The following is a 21868-nucleotide window of genomic DNA, read 5'->3' as shown; positions in this document are numbered from 1 at the left end:
CGGACACGGCCAAAACGCCGGGTCCGGGCGGGAAATTCAGGTCAGGCCGGCACCTTCGAGGCGTAGCCCAGCCCCTTCAGCGCCACGCCGATCTCGTCGAGGATGACCGGGTCGTCGATGGTCGCGGGCATCTTGAACTCTTCACCGTCGGCGATCTTGACCATGGTGGCGCGCAGGATCTTGCCCGAGCGGGTCTTTGGCAGGCGATCCACCACGGTCACCAGCTTGAAGGCCGCGACCGGGCCGATCTGGTCCCGCACCAGCTTCACGCATTCCTTACAGACCTCCGCATGGTCGCGGTCGACCCCCGAGCTCAGGCAGATGAAGCCGAGTGGCAGCTGGCCCTTGAGCGCGTCCGACACGCCGATCACCGCGCATTCGGCGACGTCGGGGTGCGAGGCCAGAACCTCTTCCATGGCGCCCGTGGACAGGCGGTGCCCCGCGACGTTGATGACGTCATCGGTGCGCGACATGATGTAGAGGTAGCCGTCCTCGTCCTTCATGCCCGCATCGCCGGTTTCGTAGTAGCCCGGGAACTGGCTGAGGTAGGACTTCTTGTAGCGTGCCTCGGCCTGCCAGAGCGTCTGCAGCGTGCCCGGGGGCAGCGGCAGCTTGATGGCGATGGCACCGAGCTCGCCCGCGGGCAGCTCGTGGCCGCCCTCGTCGAGGATGCGCACGTCGTAGCCCGGCATCGCCACAGATGGGCTGCCCAGCTTCACCGGCAGCAGCTCGATGCCGATGGGGTTGGCGGCGATGCCCCAGCCGGTCTCGGTCTGCCACCAGTGGTCGATCACCGGCACGCCGAGGTGCTTCTGCGCCCATTCGATGGTTGAGGGGTCGGCCCGCTCGCCCGCGAGAAACAGCGCCTGCAGGTCGTGCAGCTTGTAGCGCTTGATCCACTCGCCGTCCGGATCCGCCCGGCGGATGGCGCGCAGCGCGGTCGGCGCGGTGAAGAAGCTCTTCACCCGGTGGTTCTGGATGATCCGCCAGAACACGCCGGCATGGGGGGTGCCGATGGGCTTGCCCTCGAACACGATGGTCTGGGCGCCGGTGATCAGCGGGCCGTAGCAGATGTAGGAATGCCCCACGACCCAGCCCACGTCCGAAGCCGCCCAGAACCGGTCGCCCGGCCCGATGTTGTAGATGTTCTTCATCGTCCATTGCAGGGCGACGAGATGGCCCGCGGTAGAGCGGACCACGCCCTTGGGCTGGCCGGTGGTGCCGGAGGTATAGAGGATGTAGGCCGGGTGATTGCCCTCGACCGGCACGCATTCCGCGGGCTTCACGCCGTACTGGAAGCCGTGCCACGAGAAGTCGCGGCCCTCGACCAGCTTCGCCACCTCCTGCGCGCGCTGGAAGATCACGCAGAACTCGGGCTTGTGGGTCGAGAGCGCGATGGCCTCGTCGAGCAGCGGCTTGTAATGCACCACCCGGCCGGGCTCGAGGCCGCAGCTCGACGCGATGATCGCCTTGGGCGTGCAGTCGTCGATGCGCACCGCGAGCTCGTGCGCCGCGAAGCCGCCGAACACCACCGAGTGCACCGCGCCGAGCCGGGCGCAGGCCAGCATCGCCTCGAGCGCCTCGGGGATCATCGGCATGTAGATGATGACGCGGTCGCCCTTCTCGATGCCGCGCATCTTGAGCGCGCCCGCCAGCGACGCCACGCGGTCGCGCAGTTCGGAATAGGTGATGCCCTTGGTGGCGTGGGTGATCGGGCTTTCGTGCATGATGGCGATCTCGTCGCCCCGGCCCGCCTCGACGTGACGGTCCACCGCATTCCAGCAGGTGTTGACCAGCCCGTCCGAGAACCACTCGTACATGTCGCCGCCCTTGTCGAACAGCGCTTTCGACGGTTCCTTGACCCAGTCGATGGCGCTGGCGGCCTCCATCCAGAACCCCTCGGGATCCTCCTGCCACGCCGCGTACACGTCCTTGTAGCCCATGGGAAAGCTCCTCCTCTCAAATCTGGGTAATGTCATGAGGCATGAGCCCCGCACCGAGCAAGTATGTTACCGCATGGCAGGTCAGAATATCGCAGGGTTTCGCGCTTAACAGAGCGCTAACTTCGGCAAATATTTGCAAACTCCCTAAAATATGAAGGAAAGCTGCAAAGTTCTGGTCCGTTTGCGAATTGGCAAACTCTGAAATGGCAAAGTCGCGGTGTGCGTGAATCACTTTTGCCGCGTGCGGCGCCCCCTCCATTCGCCTCGGTCACGGCCAGGCCGGCCCTTCGTCGCGAGGGGAACTACGCCATGCCGCTTCGGACACAGAGGTCACGCCCCACAACGGCGCGCTGTTGCCCCACGGCCTGCTGCTCACCACGAACAGGATCCTCCGTCCCCAGTTCGGCGCACCGGTCACCGGCGAGCTGATCGAGTCGGGCGGGGTCCTGAGCATCTAGAGCAGCGGCCAGCCGCGCTTTGACGGCGCGCAGACCTCTATCGGCACAGGCCGGGGTCGATGTGCCGGGGGCCATCGTCCCGCCCCCGCCCGCCGCACCGATCCTGCGCGGATACGAGGCAGCGGTGGTGGCGCGGACGGTGCTCGCTCAGCCGTAGCTGGCGACCGGGGTGCCACCGATGGCGGCCATGTTGAGCAGTCCGCGCGAGGTGATCGAGGGGGTCACGATATGGGCGCGGTTGCTCATGCCCATGAGGATCGGGCCGACCTCGAGCGCCGAGGCCTTGAGGCGCAGGATGTTCCGCACGCCGCTGGCCGCATCCGCCTGCGCGAAGATCAGCACGTTGGCGGCGCCCTGCAGACGGTTGCCCGGCATCAGGCGCTCGCGCAGTTCGGGGTCGAGCGCCGAGTCGACGTGCATCTCGCCCTCGTAGACGAAATCGCGGGTCTCGCTGTCGAGGATGTCGAGCGCGGCGCGGATCCGCGGGCCGGTGCCGTCGTTCTGGTTGCCGAACTGCGAACGCGAGCACAGCGCGATCTGCGGCGTCAGGCCGAAGCGACGCACGTGGCGGGCGGCGCCGATCACCGTCTTGGCGATCTGCTCGGGCGTGGGCTCGGTCCAGACCTGCGTGTCGGCGAGGAACAGCGGGCCGTCCTCGAGGATCATCAGCGACAGCGCGCCATTCGGCTCGAAGCCGCCACCGCCCAGAACCTGGGTGATGTAGTTGAGGTGCCAGCGATACTCGCCGAAGGTGCCGCAGATCATGCTGTCGGCCTCTTCGCGATGAACCATGATGGCGGCAATCGCGGTGGTGTTGGTGCGCAGGATCGCCCGCGCGAGGTCCGGCGTCACGCCGCGGCGCGCCATCAGCCGGTGGTAGGTTTCCCAGTAGTCGCGGTAGCGCGGGTCGTCCTGCGGGTTCACCACGTGGAAGTCGCGGCCGGGACGGATCTCGAGTCCCATGCGCTCGCAACGGCTCTCGAGCACCTCGGGGCGGCCGATGAGGATCGGCTGCTCGGTGGTCTCCTCGAGGATCGCCTGCGCGGCGCGCAGCACGCGCTCGTCCTCGCCCTCAGCGAAGACGATCTTGCGCGAGGCGGTGCGGGCGGCCTCGAACACCGGGCGCATCAGCAGCGCCGACTTGAAGACGCTCTGGTTGAGCTTCTCCTTGTAGGCCTGAAGGTCGTCGAGCGGACGCGCTGCCACGCCCGACTCCATCGCGGCCTTGGCCACCGCGCTCGACACCACCGACGACAGCCGCGGGTCGAAGGGCTTGGGGATCAGGTAGTCGCGACCGAAGGTGAGCTGCTCGCCGTGATAGGCCGCTGCCGCCTCGGCCGAGGTCGTGGCCCGGGCCAGCGCCGCGATGCCCTCGACGCAGGCCACCGCCATGGCGTCGTTGATCTCGGTCGCGCCCACGTCCAGCGCCCCGCGGAAGATGAAGGGGAAGCAGAGGACGTTGTTCACCTGGTTCGGGAAGTCCGAACGGCCGGTGGCGATGATCGCGTCGGGCGCGACGGCGCGCACGTCGTCGGGCATGATCTCCGGGGTCGGGTTGGCGAGCGCGAAGATGATCGGCCTATCGGCCATGCGCTTGACCTGGTCGGCCTTGAGCACGCCCGGCCCGGAGAGGCCGAGGAAGAGGTCGGCGCCGTCGATGACGTCGTCGAGCGTGCGCAGGTCGCTCTTCTGGGCGAAGCAGGCCTTCTGCGGGTTCATGTCCTCGGCTCGGCCCTCGTAGACGAGGCCGTGGATGTCGCAGAGCCAGACGTTCTCGCGCTTGACCCCGAGCTTCAGCAGCATGTTGAGGCAGGCGATGCCCGCCGCTCCGCCGCCGGTCGAGACCACCTTGACGTCCTCGAAGTCCTTGCCCGCGACGTGCAGCGCGTTGGTCGCGGCGGCGCCCACGACGATGGCGGTGCCGTGCTGGTCGTCATGGAAGACGGGAATGTTCATCCGCTCGCGGCAGATCTTCTCGACGATGAAGCAGTCGGGCGCCTTGATGTCTTCCAGATTGATCGCCCCGAAGGTGGGCTCGAGCGCGCAGACGATCTCGGCCAGCTTCTCGGGGTCGGGCTGGTCGAGCTCGATGTCGAAGCAGTCGATATTGGCGAATTTCTTGAATAGGACGGCCTTGCCCTCCATCACCGGCTTCGAGGCGAGCGGGCCGATGTTGCCGAGACCCAGCACCGCGGTGCCGTTCGACACCACCGCGACGAGGTTCCCGCGCGAGGTGTAGCGGGCGGCGGTCTGCGGGTCGGCCTTGATCTCGAGACAGGCCTCCGCGACGCCGGGGCTGTAGGCGCGGCTGAGGTCACGGCCGTTGGCCAGCGGCTTGGTCGCGCGGACCTCGAGCTTACCGGGCTTGGGGTTCTCGTGGTAGAACAGCGCCGCCTGGCGGAGGCTTTCCTGTGCGGTGTCGGACATTGCGGCGACGCTCCCGATTTAGTTCAATACTGAACAATCTGATGCAGGCCGAATATCAGGAGTCCGACGAGCCGTAAATGGGAAAGGCGCCCATCCGGGTCGGCGAGGGTCGGTCCGGGCGGAAAACCCCGGGCCGCGGATCAGTAGGCGACGGCCTCGAGAAGCTCGATGCGCTGCTCTGCCTGAAGCACTGTGAGGTCCTCGTAGAACGGCTCTCCGGTGCGCTCGGAGAGCTCGCGCAGTCGCTCTTCCTGCGTGGCGCTCATGCGCTGGCGCGGGTCCGGGGGAACGTCGAGTGCGGCGTCGATCTGGGCGGGGCGAAACGTGGCGTTCATTTGATCCTATCCTCTGATCATATTCTCCGAGTTGCATCCCAACTCCGCAGGAAGGCGCGAGTTCCATCCGATTGAGCAACTGATTGCGCCCACACCTCGCGCGTGCAGCATTTCGCCGGGTGACAAGGCATCGCGCCACGGCTACAAGGCCTGCGAAAATCCGATATGCACCCAAGGAGCTTTCCTCATGACCACCCTGGTATTCGGCCACAAGTCTCCCGACACCGACAGCACCGGCAGCCCCATCGTCTGGGCCTGGTACCTGAACGAGGTGAAGGGCGAGGCCGCCAAGCCCGCGCTGCTGGGCGAGCCCAACACCGAAGCCGCCTTCATGCTCTCGCACTGGGGTCTGGAAAAGCCCGAGATCATCTCCGACGTGGCCGAAGGCGCCCCGGTGGTGATCGTCGACACCAACAACCCGGCCGAGCTGCCGGCGTCGATCAACGCCGCCGACATCACCGCGATCATCGACCACCACAAGTTGGTCGGCGGGCTCGAGACCAAAGGCCCGATCGACATCACCGTGCGTCCGCTGGCCTGCACCGCGACCATCATGGTCGACCTGATGGGCGACGACGCCGCCAAGATGCCCGAGGCCATCAAGGGCGCGGCGCTGACCTGCATCCTGTCCGACACGCTCGAGTTCCGCTCGCCGACCACCACCGCCCATGACAAGGCCGTGGCCGAGAAGCTGGCCGCCGACCTCGGCGTCAACATCTCCGAGTTCGCCTCCAAGATGTTCGCGGCCAAGTCCGACGTCTCGGCCTTCTCCGACGCCGAGCTGATCCGCATGGACAGCAAGGAATACGCGGTCGAGGGCACCAAGTTCCGCGTCTCCGTGCTCGAGACCACCGCCCCCGAGATCCCGCTCGACCGCAAGGCGTCGCTGATGGAGAGCTTCAAGACCGTCGCGGCCGAGGATGGCGTCGACGAGGTGCTGCTCTTCGTGGTGGACATCATCAAGGAAGAGGCCACCCTGCTGGTCCCGAACGACCTGGTGAAGACCGTGGCCGAGAAGAGCTTCGGCGCCACCGTTTCGGGCGACACCGTGGTCCTGCCGGGCATCATGTCCCGCAAGAAGCAGATCATCCCGAACCTCAAGCTCTGATCGCCGCGCTTTCGCGACGTATCGATGCATCCGGTGCCGGCCCCCGCAAGGAGGCCGGCATTTTCTTTTGCGAATGCCGCTACTCGTTTGGGAAGCCGTCCCTGCCCGGGCGCCCTGCCCCGCCGCACAGGCGAAATTTACTGCCCCGACATCTGGTCATCCGCCCCATGCTGGGCGATGCTCCGCCCGCAGAAACCGCGTCGAGACAAGCCCATGCCAACCGATCCCGTCCGCATCTCGGGCGACACCCTGTCCGCCACCGTGGCGCCGCTTGGCGCCGAGATGCAGACCCTGCGGACCGCCGAGGGTGCCGACCTGCTCTGGCACGGCGATCCCCAGTGGTGGAGCGGCCGGTCGCCCATCCTCTTTCCCATCGTCGGACGCGCCGCGGATGACCGTATCGCCGTGGGCGATTTCGAGACCGGGATGAAGCAGCACGGCTTCGCCCGCCGCGCGCTCTTCACCCTCGACGCGCACGATGCCCGGAGCTGCCGCTTCACCCTGCGCGACAGCGACGAGACCCGCGCCGTCTGGCCCTTTGCCTTCGGGATCGCGGTGACCCACGCCTTCGCCGGCGACACGCTCGAGGTCGCGGTCGAGATCAGCAACGACGACGCCGAGCCGATGCCCTTCGGGTTCGGCTTCCACCCCGCCTTCGCCTGGCCCCTGCCCGGCGGCGCGGGGAAGCCACACGAGATCACCCTCGCCAATGGCGCCGAGCCCGACATGGCGCGGCTGAGCGGCGGTCTCCTGCCGCCCGACCGGCTGCCCTCGCCCTTCACCGCGGGCAGGCTGGAGCTGGCGCATGACCAGTTCGAGGCCGACGCGATGATCTTTCCCGAAGGCGCGGGCGAGGCGCTGCGCTACGGCGTGCCCGGCGGGCCGGCGCTGGAGTTCGAATTCGACAACCTGCCCAACCTCGCGCTCTGGCAGCCGCCCGGCGCGCCCTTCCTCTGCATCGAGCCGTGGCACGGCATGGCCGCCGCTACCGGCGCCTCGCCGCAGGTGGCCGAGCGCCCGTTCAGCCAGAGCCTCGCCCCCGGCGCCACCAGCCGCTTCGCCTGGCGGGTGACCGCGCGGCTCTGAGCCGCCCGCCCGCATCACACTGACACCAACTTCGACCCTGAGGCCATCATGACCCGGATCATCCACGCTCTGCCCGAAATATCGAACCAGTACGACGCGATGTTCGTCGACCTCTGGGGCTGCGTCCACAACGGCGTCGAGGCCTATTCCGAGGCGATCGAGGCCCTGCGCGCCTACCGCGCCAGCGGCGGCGTCGTCATTCTGGTCACCAACTCGCCGCGCTCGCGCAAGGAGGTGTTCAAGCAGATCGAGCGCTTCGGCGTGCCCGAGGACGCGTGGGACAACATCGCCACCTCCGGCGACTCGGCGCGTGCCGCCATGTTCACCGGCGCCGTCGGCAACAAGGTCTACTTCATCGGCCTCGAGGAAGAGCGCAGCTTCTTCGAGCCGCTGAAGATCATCACCGACCCGGTCGAGATCGAGACCGTGCCGCTGGAAGAGGCCGAGGGCATCGTCTGCACCGGGCTCTTCGACGCCACCGCCGATCCTGCGGCGATGCGGCCGCAGTTCCTCTATGCCAAGCAGAAGGGGCTGAAGCTGCTCTGCGCCAACCCCGACATCGTCGTCGACCGCGGCCACAGGCGCGAGTGGTGCGCCGGCGCGCTGGCGGCGCTCTACACCGAGATGGGCGGCGAGAGCCTCTATTTCGGCAAGCCCCATCCGCCGATCTACGATCTCGCGCGGCGGCGGCTCTTCGAGGTGGCGCCGGATCTCGACGACCCCGCGATCCTCGCCATCGGCGACGGGGTGAAGACCGATATCCTGGGCGCGGTGGGCGAGGACATCGATTCGCTCTTCATCACCGGCGGGCTCGCCGCGGAAGAGACCGCGACCGAGCTCCACCCGCACGAGGAGTTGCTGCTCGAGTTCCTCGCCAGGGAAGGCGTGACGCCGACCTACTCCATCGGCTTCCTGCGCTGAGCCGATTCCGGCCTGCCATGCCACTTTGGTACCGATCAGGCACCGGCGGGCCATTTGCCTCTTGATTTTCTGCAGTCGCGAAGTAATAAAGTTGCTCAGCAACGGTAGCGTAGAGCTTATTTATTACCGGACCGAGGATCATGGAGGCTGAGATGTTGGACAATCTTCCGCGTGGAACGATCTGCATCGAGGATATCGAGATGGGCATGACGCGGCACCTGCGCAAACAGGTGACGGACCGCGACATCGAGATGTTCGCGGAGGTCTCGACCGACCGGAACCCGGTGCACCTCGACGATGCCTATGCCCATGACACGATCTTCGAAGGCCGCATCGCCCATGGCATGCTGACCGCCGGGCTGATCTCGGCGGTGATCGGCGAGCAGCTTCCCGGTCACGGCACCATCTACCTCGGCCAGACGCTGAAGTTCCTCGGCCCGGTGCGCCCCGGCGACGTGGTGCATGCCGAGGTGACGGTGGTCGACATCGACCACGCCAAGCGCCGGGTGACGCTCGACTGCCATTGCTCGGTGGACGGCAAGAAGGTGGTGATCGGCGAGGCCAAGGTTCTCGCGCCCTCGCGCAAGTTCGACTGAGGCGCACAGACCGGAAGCGGCGCCCGGCCGCGATGTCCGGCCTGCCTCCGGCGGGGATATTTGAGGCCATTGGAAGAGCCGGGGTCGCGCGCCCCGGCTTTCGTGTTTTCCGAACCGTCCCGTCGCTGCGTCAGAGCGAGTCTTCGACCCGGAAGCCGTCGGGGATGGTGTCGCGCCCGTCCAGCATCAGCGCGGTCATGACCTCGGCGACCTTGGGCGCCATGCCGAAGCCGATCTTGAAGCCGCCGTTGGCGATGTAATGTCCGGGCCGATCGGGCCACGGCCCCAGCATCGGCGCCCGGCTGCGGGCGCGCGGGCGTGCCCCGGCCCAGCGCTCCACCACCTCGGCCCCGTGCAGCACCGGCATCGCAGCCACGGCGCGCTCGACCAGTGCGTCGCACTGGTCGTCGGTGCTCGAGGGGTCGTCGAACTCGCGCTCGGTGGTCGAGCCCAGCGCCACGGTGCCGTCATGATGCGGCACGATATGCAGCCCGCCGGCGAAGACCTGCGGCACCTCCCCCGCGTCGTGGCGCAAGAGCACCGACTGGCCCTTGATGCCGGTGCCTGCCGGCCGGCCCAGCGCCTGCGAGAGATCCAGCAGCCCGCGCCAGCCGGTGGCCCAGAGCACCGCACCCTCGTCCTCGGCCTCGGGGACGATCTCGACCCCGCGCACCGCCAGCGCCGCCTGCAGCGCCGCCCCGGCCCGGCGCGGCGACATGCGCGCGCTCAGCGTGTCGCGGATCAGCCAGCCGCTGGGGCTGAGCGGCGCCCATGGGCCCGCATCGTCGGCGCGGATCAGCTCCCACACCGCGGCGTCGCCCCAGAGTTCGCGCGCGGTCAGGGCGCGGGCCCGCGCCAGCTCGAGCGCCGCGTCGTCGGCCACCGGCTGCAGCCGTCCGCTGCGGGCATAGTCCGGGGACACGCCGCCCTCGGCCTCGACCGCGTGCCAGAAGGCTTCCGCCATCAGCAGGCTCTCGAGCTGGAACGCCTTCTTGGGGTTCCAGTTCTCGGGCACATGCGGCGCCAATGCGCCCACCAGCCCGCCGCTCGAGCCCGCGCCAAGTCCGTACGGGTCGACCACCCGCACCGTCGCACCGCCGCGCAGGCAGCTCCACGCAATGGAGAGGCCGAAGATCCCCGCCCCGCGCACGGTCACATCCACACTTGCCATTCCCAAGCCTCCCGTCCATGGTCGCGCCCGTTCTACAGCGTTTCGCCTTGAACCTGAATCGCAATTCGGCGCCGTCCGTACCGGCCCCGAACGCGCCGCGAGCCCACCGCAGCAGGCTCAAGCCGAAACCCATTTTGGACAGACCACCATGACCAACCAGCCGGATGCGCCGATCTGGCGCGACGGCGGGGTGCCGGTATCGCCCCGCTTCGACGACCCCTATTACTCGCTCGAGAACGGCCTCGCCGAGACCCGCCACACCTTCCTTGCCGGGAACGCCCTGCCGGAGCGCTTCCGGGACGGCTTTCATGTGGCCGAGCTGGGCTTCGGCACCGGGCTCAACCTGCTGGCAACGCTGCAACTCTGGCGCGACGCGGGCTGCGCCGGGCGTCTGAGCTTCACCAGTTTCGAGGCCTTCCCGCTCGAGGCCGGCGACATGATCCGGGCGCAGGCCGCCTTTCCCGAGCTGGGCGACATCGCGGAGGAGCTGGCACCGTTCTGGCGTGGCGGCGCGCGCAAGATCGAGCTTCCCGACCTCGCCTTCCGCATGGTTGCGGGCGATGCGCGCGAGACCCTGCCCGCCTGGGAGGGCCGCGCCGACGCGTGGTTCCTCGACGGCTTCTCGCCCGCCAAGAACCCCGAGCTCTGGGGGCCGGAGCTGATGGCGGAGGTCGCGCGCCATACCGCACCGGGCGGCACCGCCGCGAGCTACACCGCCGCGGGCCATGTCCGCCGCGCGCTCGAGGCGGCAGGGTTTGCGGTGACCCGCCAGCCGGGATATGGGCGCAAGCGACACATGACCGTGGCGGAGTTTTCCTGATGGCACAGCAGAACACGAGCCTCGGCATCTGGCTGATGGTCTTCACCACGCTTGTCTTCGCGCTGCAGGACGGCATCTCGCGGCACCTGTCGGCCGAGTACAACGTCTACATGGTGGTGATGATCCGCTACTGGTTCTTCGCAGCCTTCGTGATGGCCGTCGCGGGGCGGCAGGCGGGCGGGCTCAGGGCCGCCGCCGCCACCAGTCAGCCGCTTCTGCAGATCTTCCGCGGCGTGCTGCTGGTGGCCGAGATCTGGGTCATGGTCACCGCCTTCGTGCTGCTGGGCCTCACCGAGAGCCACGCGGTCTTCACCGCCTACCCGCTGCTGGTGGCGGCGCTCTCGGGGCCGATCCTCGGTGAGAAGGTCGGCTGGCGGCGCTGGACCGCCATCGGCGTGGGCTTCATTGGCGTCATCATCATCCTGCAACCCTCGGGCGGGGTGTTCTCGCCCTACGCGGTGGTGCCGCTGGTGGCGGCGCTGATGTTCGCGCTCTACGGCCTGCTGACGCGCTACGTGGCGCGCAAGGACAGCGCCGCGACCTCGTTCTTCTGGACCGGCATCTCGGGGGGGATCACCGCCACCGTGGTGGGCGCGTGGTTCTGGGAGCCTATGACCGGCGCAGACTGGGGCTGGATGGGGCTGCTCTGCATCACCGGCGCGCTCGGGCATTTCACCCTGATCAAGTGCTACGAGGTCGCCGAGGCCTCGGCGGTGCAGCCCTTCGCCTACCTGCAGCTGGTCTTCGCGGCGGCGCTGGGGATGACGGTCTTCGGCGAAACCCTGCGCCCGAACGTGGCGATCGGCGCCTGCATCATCGTGGCGGCGGGGCTTTTCACCCTGTGGCGCGCCCGGGTCAGGGGCTGACCCGAGGCTCGCGCCAGGGGGCCAGGGGATGCGCCGGATCCCGGCGGGCGCCACCACGGCCCCGCCGGTTGCTGTCTCCGATCAGGCGGCGCCGTCGAGGACGGCCCGGAACTCACGCCATTCGCCCTTGGACATGCCCGAGCTCTCCTGCGTGACCTCTTCGCCCTTCAGCATCCGGCGCACGCAGTCGAGCGCCGTGGCCGAGAGCTGCGCCCCGCCCATGCGGTAATCCTCGAAGGCGCGGAAGGCGAAGGGCACCCAATCGCGCACCACATCGCAGATCGCGTCGGCGTAGACGCGGATCTCGTACTGGGCGTGCGCATCGGCGCGCAGGCGCAGGAAGTGCAGCAGGTTGTGAAGATCCACCTTCCAATACCACTGGGTGTAGATGTTGGCGGGCAGGTTCATCCGCGCCAGCTCCCGCGCGAGGCCCTGCTGTCCCTCGGTCGAGATCATCTCCTCGTAGTGATCGTAGGCGCGCATGGCGTCGTCACGCAGGTAGCGCAGCACGCGCTCGGCTTCCTCGCCTGAAAGGGTCTCGCCCCGGCCCTGGTTGTTCACCACCGACTGCGCGGCGAGGTGCTCGGGCGCGGGGGTGTAGAACTCGCGGTCTAGAATCGAGTAGCGCGCCGAGTATTCGTTCACGTTCGCGGTGCGGTGGCGGATCCACTGCCGCGCCACGAAGATCGGCAGCTTCACGTGCAGCTTGATTTCGCACATTTCGAAGGGGGTCGAGTGCCAGTGCCGCATCAGGTAGCGGATCAGCCCTTCGTCGTTGCTGACCGACTTGGTGCCGCGACCGTAGGACACCCGCGCCGCCTGGCAGATCGCCGCGTCGTCGCCCATGTAGTCCACGACCCGGACGAAGCCGTGATCGAGCACCGGCAGCGCGGTGTAGAGATGTTGCTCCATGCCCGGCGCCACGGCACGCAGGGTCTCCTGCGGGGTGCTGCGCTGCGCGTCGATTTCGGCCTGCTGGTCGGGGCTGAGCGGCATGGGGCGAATCCCTTTTTCTTCAAGCTGCGAGTCGGTGAACCCCATATATGGCGGATCTGACCGTGGAAGCCAGCCATATGGGGTGTGTTTGGCACGCGCGCCGCCGCACGACCCCCCGGCGGCCACGAACCGCGGCGCCATCGGCTCGTGAGCGCGGCACGAGACTGCACACTCGACATATTCGCTGCGCTCTCTACTCTCTGGAGTCAACCAACTGACGGAAGGAGCATGCTCCATGGGCATCAAGTATCTGCACACCATGGTCCGCGTGAAGGACCTCGACAAATCCATCGCATTCTACGAGCTGCTGGGCCTCACCGAGCGCCGCCGCGTCGAGAACGAGAACGGCCGCTTCACCCTCGTGTTCCTGTGCCCGCCCGAACAGGCCGACGGCACCGCCGACGTGGAGCTGACCTACAACTGGGACGGCGATGACGGCCTGCCCTCGGATTCGCGGCACTTCGGCCACCTCGCCTACTCGGTCCCGAACATCTACGAGACCTGCCAGCTGCTGATGGACAAGGGCGTGACCATCAACCGGCCGCCGCGCGACGGGCACATGGCCTTCGTGCGCTCGCCGGACAACGTGTCGGTCGAGATCCTGCAGCAGGGCGACGCCCTGCCCGAGCAGGAGCCCTGGGCCAGCATGTCCAACACGGGCCACTGGTGACGCTGGCGGCCCTCCGGCTGGCGGCGCGAGCCGCAGTGGCGCTGGTGCTCTGCACCGGTGCCGTCCGGGCGGAGGGCTGCCGTCTGGCGCTGCTGATGGCGCTGGACGTATCGTCTTCGGTGGACGACGCGGAATACACCCTGCAGAAACAGGGGCTCGCCGCGGCGCTGGCGGACCCCGACATCTCGCAGTCGATCTTCGGTGGCGAGGGCGACGTGGTTCTGGGCGTCTACGAATGGAGCGGGCGGCGGCAGTCGGTCATCGTGCTCGACTGGACGCCGCTCACCGACGAGGCGGCTTTGCAGCAGGCGGTGGCGCAGATCCTCGCCGCACCGCGCAGCCACAACCGCTTTCCCACCGCGATGGGCTACGCGCTCGGCTACGGCGCGACGATGCTGCAGCGGGCCCCGGTCTGCTCGCGGCGGGTGATCGACGTCTCCGGCGACGGCATCACCAACGACGGCTTCCGGCCGCAGCAGGCCTACGCGCATTTCCCCTTCACCAACGTGACCGTGAACGGGCTGGCGGTGCTGGGCTCGGACCCGCGGGTGGTGGAGTACTTCCGCGGCGAGGTCGTGCACGGCCCCGGCGCCTTCGTCGAAGTGGCGCAAAGCTACGAGGACTTCCGCCGCGCGATGACGCTCAAGCTGTTCCGCGAGCTCAACGACATGATCGTGGGACAGCTCCTGCCCTGAGGCGGTGGCGGGCTGGTCTGCAGGCCTGGGGCGCCGGCGAGCCGTTCCAGGAGCCCAGCGCGCGGTTCTAAGGCATGGAGGTGCCGATCTGAGGACGTCGAGAGCTGAGACATTGCGGTGACGGGCAGACCTCTCCCTCTCCCTCTCCCTCTCCCTCTCCCTTTCCCTTTCCCTCTGCCTCTGCCTCTGCCTCTGCCTCTGCCTCTGCCTCTGCCTCTGCCTCTGCCTCTGCCTCTGCCGAAAGAGCTCACGCGGTTGCCGGACGGTCCAGACCGTTTCCGAACGCCCTGCATCAGCGCCTCACGGCCTCCAACCCTGCAAGCAAGTCCCTTGCTGCCACGGAAGCGCACGAACCCGCAGTTCCGCCATGCCGCGGCAGCGGAAGCGGCAACAATCCTCCCCTGCAGCGCCGGCTTTGTCGCCACCTCAACGAAAGTCGCGGTCGCCAATGTCACATGTGGCATTGTGTCGCCGCGAATCCGTGATAGCCTCGTTATCAGGGAGGAACTTACATGATGGCTTTTGTGATTGGCCTGTTCATAGGCTTTCTGATCATCTCACCCGTGATCGCGCTGGTTGTTGCGGTCGGGCGCCTGTCGCAGGCGCGAGAGGGTGCAATCGCACCGCGCCCGGTGCCGCGCCTCAGGGTCGTGGGCCTCGACGGGACATACTGATCCCGGCGACGCTGGCCCGCTGACTTCAGATTCCTGATAAATCGCCACGACGCTCCGAGAGGGCTCAAAGCGGCTGCGCGTGGCCAGAGGTCTGGCCCGCGCGGCCTCTCTTACGTGCGGCGTCGCAAAGGCTTGAGAACAGCTCCACCGAACAGACTGGCATCTGGGCCTGCAGTGTAGCCTCAAAGGCTGCAAGAAAACTCTGACGTGAACAGCCCCGCGCGTCCGAGACGCCCTCACGTCTCACCACCTGCCAAAACCGCCTCGCTCGTTGCGCCGCCCCCAGCAGGCACCTGTGCCCCTGCCCCTCCGGCCCGGGGCGGACGCGGCGTCCCCGCACAGGGCCGAGAAACGCGGCGCGGGGTCAGTAGATGTAGCGGATCTGATCGGTCCAGTAGCGCTCCAGCCGGCGCAGCGAGTTGTTGATCGTGTCGAGACCGTTCAGGTCGATCACGTTGCGGCCTTCGAGCCCGTCGGAGTGGCGTTCGAACAGCGATTGCACCATGTCGCGGATGTCGCGGCCCTGCGCGGTGAGCCGCACCCGGACCGAGCGGCGGTCGATCTCGCAGCGCTGGTGATGCATGTAGCCCATCTCGACCAGCTTCTTGAGATTGTAGCTGACGTTGCTGCCCTGATAGTAGCCGCGGGACTTGAGCTCGCCCGCGGTCACCTCGTTGTCGCCGATGTTGTAGAGCAGGAGCGCCTGCACCGCGTTGATCTCGATGACGCCGGTGCGCTCGAACTCGTCCTTGATCACATCGAGCAGAAGCCTGTGCAGTCTTTCGACCAGCGCCAGCGTTTCAAGATACCCGGCCATGTAGCCGCTGAGCGGCTTCTTTCCCATGGAGGCATGAATGCTCATAACGGTCTCCGCCTGTTCTGTTTGAACGGCAGATTTGGGGCAAAAAGACCAACAATCGGTTAAGTCTCATAAGATACTTGGAAAAACGCGCCTTCTTTTGGCCTCGCTGTCCCGTCACGGGTTGCAGGCCACCGCGGTGATGTCGGCAATCAGCGGCTGCAGCGGTGCAGGCGCCGGGCGCTGGCCGGAAACCCACTGGTAGAGATCCTGGTCGTTCTCCTCGAGCAGCGCCTCGTAGGCGTCGAGCTCGGCGGCGCTCATGCCCGCCAGCCGCACGTCGACGTAGCGCATCAGGATGATGTCCATTTCCTTGATGCCCCGGCGCATCGAGCGCATGGTCAGGCGTTTCAGGCGGTTCTCGGGTGTCTCGGTCATGCCTCGTCCTTCAGAAGCCGGCGCAAAGTCTTCTCCAGCCGCCCGAGCCGGTCGCCGGCGGTCTGGATCTCGGTCTTGAGCGCGCGGATCTCCAGCAGCGCCTCGTTCACGTCGGCGGGAAGCGCCGGCTCGGTGTCCCCGGGGCCCGAGAGCCCCTCGCCCTCGCCGGTCAGCAGCCAGCCCATCGAGACGTTCAGCAGCCCCGCCAGCATCTGCAGCCGGTTGGCGCGCGGCTCGGAGAGATCGTTCTCCCACCCCTGCAGCGTCTTCAGCTTCACGCCCAGCCGGCGCGCCAGTTTCTCCTGCCCCATTCCGGCGGCCTCGCGGGCGGCGGCGATGCGGTCCCCGAAGGTGGCGGCGTCAGGGCCATACCAGTCGGTCGTGTCGGTCATCTCGCTCTCCTCCCGGTCCGGGCCGGCCTTCCGCGCGGCCACCGAAGCCGCTTGAACGGGTGCGGGGCGCACCCTATGACAGTCGGGACCTCAATACAAACGGTGCCCTCATGGCTTTTCTCTCCGATACCCTCGCGCGCGTGAAACCCTCTCCGACCGTGGCTGTGACCCAGCTTGCGGCGGAACTCAAGGCGCAGGGCAAGGACGTGATCGGCCTCGGCGCCGGTGAACCCGATTTCGACACGCCCGACAACATCAAGGCGGCGGCGGTCGCGGCCATCGAGGCGGGCAAGACCAAGTACACCGCCCCCGATGGCGTGCTCGAGCTGAAACAGGCGATCTGCGCCAAGTTCAAGCGCGAGAACGGGCTCGACTACGAGCCCGCGCAGATCAGCGTCTCGACCGGCGGCAAGCAGGTGCTCTACAACGCCTTCATGGCGACGCTGAACCCCGGCGACGAGGTGATCATCCCCGCGCCCTACTGGGTCAGCTACCCCGACATGGTGCTGCTCGGCCAAGGCACGCCGGTGGTGATCGAGGGCAAGCCCGAGCTCGGCTACAAGATCACCCCCGAGCTGCTCGAGGCGGCGATCACCCCCAGGACCAAGTGGTTCCTGTTCAACTCGCCGTCGAATCCGACCGGCGCGGGCTACACCCGGGACGAGCTGAAGGCGATCACCGAGGTGCTGATGCGCCACCCGCATGTCTGGGTGATGACCGACGACATGTACGAGCACCTCGCCTATGACGGTTTCGAGTTCTGCACCCCGGCCCAGGTCGAGCCGCGCCTCTACGAGCGCACCCTGACCTGCAACGGCGTCTCCAAGGCCTATGCCATGACCGGCTGGCGGATCGGCTACGCCGGCGGCCCCAAGGAGCTGATCGCGGCGATGCGCAAGATCCAGTCGCAATCGACCACCAACCCCTGCTCGATCAGCCAATGGGCGGCGGTCGAGGCGCTGAACGGGCCGCAGGATTTCCTCGCGCCCCGGGCCGAGGCCTTCAAGCGCCGCCGCGACCTCGTGGTCGAGCGGCTCAACGCCATCCAAGGCATCACCTGCCCGGTGCCCGAGGGGGCGTTCTATGTCTATCCCTCGATCGCCGGCCTGCTGGGCAAAACCTCGAAGGGCGGCACCCTGATCGAGAACGACGAGGCCTTCTGCAAGGCGCTGCTGGAAGAGAACGGCGTGGCTGTGGTGTTCGGCGCGGCCTTTGGCCTGAGCCCGAACTTCCGCATCTCCTACGCCACCTCGGACGCCGCGCTGGAAGAGGCCTGCAACCGCATCGCGGCCTTCTGCGCCGGGCTCTCCTGAGCCCGGACGGCCGCGCTCCGGACGGGGTGACGACACAGGAGGGAACGACATGGCCGGCGATCTGCCCGACTACTACTTCCGCATCCGCGAGAACGGTGCCGCGGTGTTCCGGGTGGACACCGGGAACCGCCAGCGCCGGATCGAGATGGACCAGATCGCTGTCGTGAACGTCAACCGGGGCGAGATCCGGCCGCACGGGGACTCTCCGCTCAGCGACGCCGATCTCGCCGCCATCCGCAGCTGGCTGACCGAGCGCAAGGCGCTGCTCGCCCAGCGCGACATCGACGACATCCACCGCGCCGTCGATCATCTCAACCTCACCGCCCAGTGGGCGCAGTCCCGCGCCACCGACGACCAGCTCGACGAGGTCACCGACGCGTTGTTGCTGGCGATGCACGACCTGCGCGCGGTGCTGGTCCGCAAGCGCGCGGACAGGCTGAGCAAGGGCTGAAGGGCAGCGCAGGGGCGGATGAGTCTTCGCCTCCTGCCCCGCTACCGAGCGCGAAACGGAAACGATCCTCGCCTTTAAACCGGGACTGTTTCCGCGCCTCCACCAATACGCGGAAATCGGGCGGAAATTTGACACGCCCCCGTCGCTGGTACTCTCGCAAGCCTGCTTTTCGCTTTGAAAAGGGGTCCATCTGGGGACCCATGCGCGCTTTTACGATGTTTTCCGCCGCCGCGGCGCTTGCGATTTCCGCCTGTCAGGCCCCGGCCCGGAACGACGCCCACACCGGCGATGCCACCGCCGATCTCAGCCGCCAGCCGCTGATCCGGGCCTGCCCGGCCGCCAACGACTGCCACGCCGGACGACAGCCGGTGATCGTGGGCGGCGTGATCTCCTGCGGCCTCCCCACGGCAGGCCCCTATTCCACCCCGTCGGACCACGCGCCGCGGGCCGGCCGGGGCTCTGATCGGGGCGATCTGCCCCAGGCCTGCGCGCCGGAAGGCGAAAAGGGCGTGGTCTGGACGTAATCCGCGTGCCCGCAAGGCTTGGCAAAGCCGGACAGGCCGCGTATACGCGCGGCCTGAACCATTTGCCGAGGGTATGACCATGCAGGGCAGTGCAAATCTCAACATCATGATCAAGGCGGCACGCAAGGCGGGCCGCTCGCTGGTGAAGGATTTCCGCGAGGTCGAGAACCTGCAGGTCTCGATGAAGGGTGCGGGGGACTTCGTCAGCCGCGCCGATATCGCGGCCGAGGCCATCCTCAAGGAAGAGCTGCTGGGCGCCCGGCCCAACTACGGCTGGCTCGGCGAGGAAGGCGGCGGCCAGGACGGCACCGACCCGACCCGCCGCTGGATCGTCGACCCGCTCGACGGCACCACCAACTTCCTGCACGGCCTGCCGCACTGGGCGATCTCCATCGCGCTCGAGCACAAGGGCCAGATCGTCGCCGGCGTCGTCTTCGACCCCGCCAAGGACGAGATGTTCTACGCCGAGAAGGGCAGCGGCGCCTGGCTCAACGACTCGCGCCGCCTGCGCGTCTCGGGCCGCACCCGGCTGATCGAGGCGATCTTTGCCACCGGCGTGCCCTTCGCCGCCAAGAAGACCCTGCCCGCCACGCTCAAGGACCTCGCCCGGCTGATGCCGGAATGCGCCGGCGTCCGCCGCTTCGGCTCTGCCGCGCTCGACCTCGCCTACGTGGCCGCCGGCCGCTACGACGGCTACTGGGAGCGTGAGCTGCAGATCTGGGACATCGCCGCGGGCTACCTCATCGCGCAGGAGGCCGGCGCGCTGGTCGACGGCGTGCGCGAGGGCCAGGACCCGCTCGAGACGGGCTCGCTCCTCTGCGCCAACAACGCCATCTTCGACGGCTTCGCCAAGGTCATCCGCGAGGTCTGAGTCCCTTTCCGGGGCCACAGGGACTGCGGGCCGCCCTGTCGCGCGGCCCCGCCCTTCATCTTGCCGGATAAACTCCCGCCGGAGGCGTCCCGAGGCCGGCCCTAGCGGTCCGAGGGATGGTTGACGCCGTCCGACCAGCCAATGGGCTCGTGCTCGGCCGGGTTCACCCCCTCGATCGCCCCCATGTTGACGCCGTACTCGTTCGGGTTCGACCGCCGCCGGTGGTACATGTAGATGCCGCAGACCGAGCAGAAATGGTGCTGCGCCGTCATCGTGCCGAACTGGTAAAGCGTCAGCGTCTCCGCCCCCTTCACCACCTCTACTCCGTCGAGCGGCGCCGTCACCGCGGGCGTGCCCCGGCGGCGGCAGTAGGAGCAGTCGCAGCGCCGCGCCGTCGCGAGCCCGTCGCTGAGCGTCACGCGCAGCTCGACCGCGCCACAGTGGCAGGTGACCTTGACCGGATCCGTCATCGTTTGCGTCCTATCCTGGGAATGCGGGTGGTGTCGGCGTAGTTCATCGCCGGGTGCGGCGGCTGACCGTGGTTGCGGCTCCAGTAGGCGGGGCCGCCCTTGCGCAGCCAGATCGGCAGGATCATCCCCATGCCCGCGACGAAGCCACCCAGATGCGCCCAGTAGGCCACGCCGCTGCCGTCGCCCTGCGCGCCGAACCCGCCCAGAAGCTGCAGCGCGAACCACACGGCCAGCAGGATCCACGCCGGCACCGGCAGGATCTTGAAGAAGATGATCAGGAAGATGAAGATGTCGACCCGCGCCTTCGGAAACAGCAGCAGGTAGCCCCCCATCACGCCCGCGATGGCGCCCGAGGCACCGACCGTGGGCACCGGCGACAGCGGCGCCGCGAGATAATGCGCGAGCCCCGCGATCACCCCGCAGCCGAGGTAGAAGGCAAGGTATCGCCCGTGGCCCAGCTCGTCCTCGATATTGTCGCCGAAGATGAAGAGGAACAGCATGTTGCCGGCAAGGTGCGCCAGCCCGCCATGCAGGAACATCGAGGTGAAGAGGCCCGGGATGCCGTCGCCCTGCGTCACCAGCGCCGGGATCAGCGCCCAGTCGTAGAAGAAGGCGCTGAGCGCGCGGTCGTCGCGGAACAGCGACCAGTAGCTGAAGAAGATGGCGATGTTCGCCACGATCAGGCCGTAGGTCACGTAGGGCGTGCGCCCCGAGGGGTTATGATCGCGGATCGGAAACATCGCCATGACCTTGGCGCGAATTCCCGCCGCGTCAAGCGCGGTGGGCGCGGCACCGGGCCGCGCCCCGCGAGGCTCACATGTTGCCGCCCAGAAGCGCCGCGTTGCCGCCCGAGGCGGTGGTGTCGATGCAGACGTGGCGTTCGGCCCGGGCGTGGCCGCGGTCGGGCTTGCCGGTGACCAGCGTCAGGATCGGACCGTCGCGCCGCGCGAGCGCCTGCCGGTAGGCGCGGCCGTTGGCTTCGTCGCCCCACCAGATCGCCGCCGAAAAGCCCTCGACCTCGGCCAGCGCCTCGGGCGGCACCTTGCCGTGCGAGACCACCGCGACCCCGCCCAGCTTGCGGATGGCCTCGGCCTGCGCCGCGGCACAGTCCGAGCCCGGCCCGAGGCAGAGCACCGGCGGCCTCGCGAAGCTGGTGTACTGGTTGGCCTCCCCCGTCGGCCCCGGCAGCTCGGCGGTCGTGGGCGCCGGCGCATGGCCCGCCGCGTAGAGTGCCGAGGTGAGCCGCTCGGGGATGTCGCGGGTCGACCAGTTGCCCACCGGCCCCGCATGGGCGTGACGGCGGAAACGGTCGCAGTAGAGCGGCCCGCCGGCCTTGGGACCGGTGCCCGAGAGCCCCTCGCCGCCGAAGGGCTGGCTGCCCACGATGGCGCCGATCTGATTGCGGTTGACGTAGATGTTGCCCGCCTCGACGCGCTCGGTCACGTACTGCACCCGGTCGTCGATGCGGGTCTGCAGGCCGAAGGTCAGCCCGTAGCCGGTCTCGTTGATCGCGTCGATCACGCTGTCGAGCTCATCGGCCTTGAAGATGGCGAGGTGCAGCACGGGCCCGAAGATCTCGCGCTCCATCTCGGCGATGCCGTTGACCTTCAGGATCGCCGGGCCGATGAAATGGCCCTCGGCGGGCACCTCGCGCTCGGCGATGACACGCCCCTCGGCGCGGGCGGCGGCGACATAGGTGGCGATGGCTTCCCGAGCTTCCGCGTCGATCACCGGGCCCACGTCGGTCGCCAGATCCCACGGCTGGCCGAGTGTCAGCGCCTCCATGGCACCGATCAGCATCTCGGTCACGTGCGGGGCGATGTCCTCCTGCAGGTAGAGGCAAC

24 protein-coding genes are annotated in these 21868 nt (G+C 68.0%); 13 read left to right on the top strand and 11 right to left on the bottom strand.

Features of this window, described 5'->3' with window-relative positions; translation table 11 throughout:
* Positions 1 to 41: 41 nt before the first annotated feature.
* The 3 genes from HC022_RS06055 to HC022_RS06045 form a co-directional block, all read right to left on the bottom strand.
* On the bottom strand, positions 42 to 1943 hold the full coding sequence (locus tag HC022_RS06055; RefSeq protein ID WP_008885063.1) for a propionyl-CoA synthetase: 1902 nt from the start codon (positions 1941 to 1943) through the stop codon (positions 42 to 44).
* A 605-nt stretch (positions 1944 to 2548) separates the two neighbouring features.
* Positions 2549 to 4828: an NADP-dependent malic enzyme gene (locus HC022_RS06050; protein WP_167451796.1), complete on the bottom strand. Its 2280-nt coding sequence runs from the start codon at positions 4826 to 4828 to the stop codon at positions 2549 to 2551.
* Between the two features lie 140 nt (positions 4829 to 4968).
* Positions 4969 to 5163 (bottom strand): pyrophosphatase, encoded by a 195-nt coding sequence (locus HC022_RS06045; RefSeq protein WP_008884819.1) that lies wholly within the window; start codon positions 5161 to 5163, stop codon positions 4969 to 4971.
* A gap of 187 nt (positions 5164 to 5350) precedes the next feature.
* Between HC022_RS06045 and HC022_RS06040 the strand changes: the two genes are divergently transcribed.
* The 4 genes from HC022_RS06040 (at position 5351) to HC022_RS06025 (ending at position 8874) form a co-directional block, all read left to right on the top strand.
* The gene (locus HC022_RS06040) at positions 5351 to 6271 is read left to right on the top strand and encodes a manganese-dependent inorganic pyrophosphatase (protein ID WP_167451795.1); all 921 of its coding nucleotides are present in this window, start codon (positions 5351 to 5353) and stop codon (positions 6269 to 6271) included.
* A gap of 213 nt (positions 6272 to 6484) precedes the next feature.
* Positions 6485 to 7357: an aldose 1-epimerase family protein gene (locus HC022_RS06035; protein ID WP_167451794.1), complete on the top strand. Its 873-nt coding sequence runs from the start codon at positions 6485 to 6487 to the stop codon at positions 7355 to 7357.
* Between the two features lie 48 nt (positions 7358 to 7405).
* Positions 7406 to 8278 (top strand): TIGR01459 family HAD-type hydrolase, encoded by an 873-nt coding sequence (locus tag HC022_RS06030; protein ID WP_167451793.1) that lies wholly within the window; start codon positions 7406 to 7408, stop codon positions 8276 to 8278.
* Positions 8279 to 8430: 152 nt separating this feature from the next.
* Positions 8431 to 8874 carry a MaoC family dehydratase gene (locus tag HC022_RS06025; RefSeq protein WP_008884555.1) on the top strand — a complete coding sequence of 148 codons (444 nt, stop codon included), beginning with the start codon at positions 8431 to 8433 and terminating at the stop codon, positions 8872 to 8874.
* A 130-nt stretch (positions 8875 to 9004) separates the two neighbouring features.
* Here HC022_RS06025 and HC022_RS06020 read toward each other — a convergent pair whose 3' ends face one another.
* Complete coding sequence (locus HC022_RS06020) at positions 9005 to 10045, bottom strand: FAD-binding oxidoreductase (RefSeq protein ID WP_167451792.1); 1041 nt, start codon at positions 10043 to 10045, stop codon at positions 9005 to 9007.
* Between the two features lie 148 nt (positions 10046 to 10193).
* Here HC022_RS06020 and mnmD point away from each other — a divergent pair, with 148 nt between their 5' ends.
* Positions 10194 to 10865, top strand: coding sequence for a tRNA (5-methylaminomethyl-2-thiouridine)(34)-methyltransferase MnmD (mnmD, locus tag HC022_RS06015; RefSeq protein ID WP_167451791.1), 672 nt, complete (start codon positions 10194 to 10196; stop codon positions 10863 to 10865).
* On the top strand, positions 10865 to 11731 hold the full coding sequence (locus HC022_RS06010; RefSeq protein ID WP_008884364.1) for a DMT family transporter: 867 nt from the start codon (positions 10865 to 10867) through the stop codon (positions 11729 to 11731). Before mnmD ends, HC022_RS06010 begins: the two co-directional genes overlap by 1 nt.
* Before the next feature lie 81 nt (positions 11732 to 11812).
* On the opposite strand, the gene thyX is transcribed toward HC022_RS06010, so the two are convergent.
* Positions 11813 to 12727, bottom strand: a complete 915-nt coding sequence (thyX, locus tag HC022_RS06005) for an FAD-dependent thymidylate synthase (RefSeq protein ID WP_167451790.1) — start codon at positions 12725 to 12727, stop codon at positions 11813 to 11815.
* A gap of 235 nt (positions 12728 to 12962) precedes the next feature.
* Here thyX and HC022_RS06000 point away from each other — a divergent pair, with 235 nt between their 5' ends.
* From HC022_RS06000 to HC022_RS05990, 3 genes are all read left to right on the top strand, one after another.
* Positions 12963 to 13397: a VOC family protein gene (locus tag HC022_RS06000; RefSeq protein ID WP_089955771.1), complete on the top strand. Its 435-nt coding sequence runs from the start codon at positions 12963 to 12965 to the stop codon at positions 13395 to 13397.
* Positions 13391 to 14092, top strand: a complete 702-nt coding sequence (locus HC022_RS05995) for a DUF1194 domain-containing protein (protein WP_040383893.1) — start codon at positions 13391 to 13393, stop codon at positions 14090 to 14092. The genes HC022_RS06000 and HC022_RS05995 overlap by 7 nt, the downstream gene beginning before the upstream one ends.
* A gap of 512 nt (positions 14093 to 14604) precedes the next feature.
* Positions 14605 to 14766 (top strand): hypothetical protein, encoded by a 162-nt coding sequence (locus tag HC022_RS05990; RefSeq protein WP_008886248.1) that lies wholly within the window; start codon positions 14605 to 14607, stop codon positions 14764 to 14766.
* A 364-nt stretch (positions 14767 to 15130) separates the two neighbouring features.
* Here HC022_RS05990 and HC022_RS05985 read toward each other — a convergent pair whose 3' ends face one another.
* The 3 genes from HC022_RS05985 to HC022_RS05975 all read right to left on the bottom strand — a co-directional run bounded on the left by HC022_RS05985 (position 15131) and on the right by HC022_RS05975 (position 16395).
* Positions 15131 to 15628 (bottom strand): MarR family winged helix-turn-helix transcriptional regulator, encoded by a 498-nt coding sequence (locus HC022_RS05985; protein WP_008883662.1) that lies wholly within the window; start codon positions 15626 to 15628, stop codon positions 15131 to 15133.
* Between the two features lie 114 nt (positions 15629 to 15742).
* Complete coding sequence (locus HC022_RS05980) at positions 15743 to 16003, bottom strand: succinate dehydrogenase assembly factor 2 (RefSeq protein WP_089955774.1); 261 nt, start codon at positions 16001 to 16003, stop codon at positions 15743 to 15745.
* Positions 16000 to 16395: a helix-turn-helix transcriptional regulator gene (locus HC022_RS05975; RefSeq protein ID WP_008885604.1), complete on the bottom strand. Its 396-nt coding sequence runs from the start codon at positions 16393 to 16395 to the stop codon at positions 16000 to 16002. Before HC022_RS05975 ends, HC022_RS05980 begins: the two co-directional genes overlap by 4 nt.
* Before the next feature lie 110 nt (positions 16396 to 16505).
* Here HC022_RS05975 and HC022_RS05970 point away from each other — a divergent pair, with 110 nt between their 5' ends.
* From HC022_RS05970 to HC022_RS05955, 4 genes are all read left to right on the top strand, one after another.
* Positions 16506 to 17708 carry a pyridoxal phosphate-dependent aminotransferase gene (locus HC022_RS05970; protein WP_167451789.1) on the top strand — a complete coding sequence of 401 codons (1203 nt, stop codon included), beginning with the start codon at positions 16506 to 16508 and terminating at the stop codon, positions 17706 to 17708.
* A gap of 49 nt (positions 17709 to 17757) precedes the next feature.
* Entirely contained in the window at positions 17758 to 18159 is a 402-nt protein-coding gene (locus HC022_RS05965) for a hypothetical protein (RefSeq protein ID WP_167451788.1), read from the top strand.
* A 200-nt stretch (positions 18160 to 18359) separates the two neighbouring features.
* Positions 18360 to 18683: a hypothetical protein gene (locus HC022_RS05960; RefSeq protein ID WP_254884955.1), complete on the top strand. Its 324-nt coding sequence runs from the start codon at positions 18360 to 18362 to the stop codon at positions 18681 to 18683.
* Positions 18684 to 18762: 79 nt separating this feature from the next.
* Positions 18763 to 19554 (top strand): inositol monophosphatase family protein, encoded by a 792-nt coding sequence (locus HC022_RS05955; RefSeq protein ID WP_008884913.1) that lies wholly within the window; start codon positions 18763 to 18765, stop codon positions 19552 to 19554.
* A 101-nt stretch (positions 19555 to 19655) separates the two neighbouring features.
* Here HC022_RS05955 and HC022_RS05950 read toward each other — a convergent pair whose 3' ends face one another.
* The 3 genes from HC022_RS05950 to HC022_RS05940 all read right to left on the bottom strand — a co-directional run.
* Positions 19656 to 20024 carry a GFA family protein gene (locus HC022_RS05950; RefSeq protein ID WP_167451787.1) on the bottom strand — a complete coding sequence of 123 codons (369 nt, stop codon included), beginning with the start codon at positions 20022 to 20024 and terminating at the stop codon, positions 19656 to 19658.
* Positions 20021 to 20764 carry a rhomboid family intramembrane serine protease gene (locus HC022_RS05945; RefSeq protein ID WP_167451797.1) on the bottom strand — a complete coding sequence of 248 codons (744 nt, stop codon included), beginning with the start codon at positions 20762 to 20764 and terminating at the stop codon, positions 20021 to 20023. The genes HC022_RS05950 and HC022_RS05945 overlap by 4 nt, the downstream gene beginning before the upstream one ends.
* Positions 20765 to 20837: 73 nt before the next feature.
* Positions 20838 to 21868: aldehyde dehydrogenase family protein (locus HC022_RS05940; protein ID WP_167451786.1), on the bottom strand; the 1031-nt coding region annotated here is incomplete at its 5' end.

The sequence above is a fragment of the Salipiger sp. HF18 genome (genome assembly GCF_011806505.1).
Lineage (GTDB): Bacteria > Pseudomonadota > Alphaproteobacteria > Rhodobacterales > Rhodobacteraceae > Salipiger > Salipiger thiooxidans.
The sequence above is the reverse complement of the archived record's forward strand: the minus strand, read 5'-3'. Positions and strand labels throughout refer to the sequence as shown.

What these genes read in the sequence shown, in the direction of transcription:
- HC022_RS06055 (WP_008885063.1), bottom strand. Translation starts at nt 1,943, where the DNA reads ATGGGCTACAAGGACGTGTACGCGGCGTGGCAGGAGGATCCCGAGGGG.
- HC022_RS06050 (WP_167451796.1), bottom strand. Translation starts at nt 4,828, where the DNA reads ATGTCCGACACCGCACAGGAAAGCCTCCGCCAGGCGGCGCTGTTCTAC.
- HC022_RS06045 (WP_008884819.1), bottom strand. Translation starts at nt 5,163, where the DNA reads ATGAACGCCACGTTTCGCCCCGCCCAGATCGACGCCGCACTCGACGTT.
- HC022_RS06040 (WP_167451795.1), top strand. Translation starts at nt 5,351, where the DNA reads ATGACCACCCTGGTATTCGGCCACAAGTCTCCCGACACCGACAGCACC.
- HC022_RS06035 (WP_167451794.1), top strand. Translation starts at nt 6,485, where the DNA reads ATGCCAACCGATCCCGTCCGCATCTCGGGCGACACCCTGTCCGCCACC.
- HC022_RS06030 (WP_167451793.1), top strand. Translation starts at nt 7,406, where the DNA reads ATGACCCGGATCATCCACGCTCTGCCCGAAATATCGAACCAGTACGAC.
- HC022_RS06025 (WP_008884555.1), top strand. Translation starts at nt 8,431, where the DNA reads ATGTTGGACAATCTTCCGCGTGGAACGATCTGCATCGAGGATATCGAG.
- HC022_RS06020 (WP_167451792.1), bottom strand. Translation starts at nt 10,045, where the DNA reads ATGGCAAGTGTGGATGTGACCGTGCGCGGGGCGGGGATCTTCGGCCTC.
- mnmD (WP_167451791.1), top strand. Translation starts at nt 10,194, where the DNA reads ATGACCAACCAGCCGGATGCGCCGATCTGGCGCGACGGCGGGGTGCCG.
- HC022_RS06010 (WP_008884364.1), top strand. Translation starts at nt 10,865, where the DNA reads ATGGCACAGCAGAACACGAGCCTCGGCATCTGGCTGATGGTCTTCACC.
- thyX (WP_167451790.1), bottom strand. Translation starts at nt 12,727, where the DNA reads ATGCCGCTCAGCCCCGACCAGCAGGCCGAAATCGACGCGCAGCGCAGC.
- HC022_RS06000 (WP_089955771.1), top strand. Translation starts at nt 12,963, where the DNA reads ATGGGCATCAAGTATCTGCACACCATGGTCCGCGTGAAGGACCTCGAC.
- HC022_RS05990 (WP_008886248.1), top strand. Translation starts at nt 14,605, where the DNA reads ATGATGGCTTTTGTGATTGGCCTGTTCATAGGCTTTCTGATCATCTCA.
- HC022_RS05985 (WP_008883662.1), bottom strand. Translation starts at nt 15,628, where the DNA reads ATGAGCATTCATGCCTCCATGGGAAAGAAGCCGCTCAGCGGCTACATG.
- HC022_RS05980 (WP_089955774.1), bottom strand. Translation starts at nt 16,003, where the DNA reads ATGACCGAGACACCCGAGAACCGCCTGAAACGCCTGACCATGCGCTCG.
- HC022_RS05975 (WP_008885604.1), bottom strand. Translation starts at nt 16,395, where the DNA reads ATGACCGACACGACCGACTGGTATGGCCCTGACGCCGCCACCTTCGGG.
- HC022_RS05970 (WP_167451789.1), top strand. Translation starts at nt 16,506, where the DNA reads ATGGCTTTTCTCTCCGATACCCTCGCGCGCGTGAAACCCTCTCCGACC.
- HC022_RS05965 (WP_167451788.1), top strand. Translation starts at nt 17,758, where the DNA reads ATGGCCGGCGATCTGCCCGACTACTACTTCCGCATCCGCGAGAACGGT.
- HC022_RS05960 (WP_254884955.1), top strand. Translation starts at nt 18,360, where the DNA reads ATGCGCGCTTTTACGATGTTTTCCGCCGCCGCGGCGCTTGCGATTTCC.
- HC022_RS05955 (WP_008884913.1), top strand. Translation starts at nt 18,763, where the DNA reads ATGCAGGGCAGTGCAAATCTCAACATCATGATCAAGGCGGCACGCAAG.
- HC022_RS05950 (WP_167451787.1), bottom strand. Translation starts at nt 20,024, where the DNA reads ATGACGGATCCGGTCAAGGTCACCTGCCACTGTGGCGCGGTCGAGCTG.
- HC022_RS05945 (WP_167451797.1), bottom strand. Translation starts at nt 20,764, where the DNA reads ATGTTTCCGATCCGCGATCATAACCCCTCGGGGCGCACGCCCTACGTG.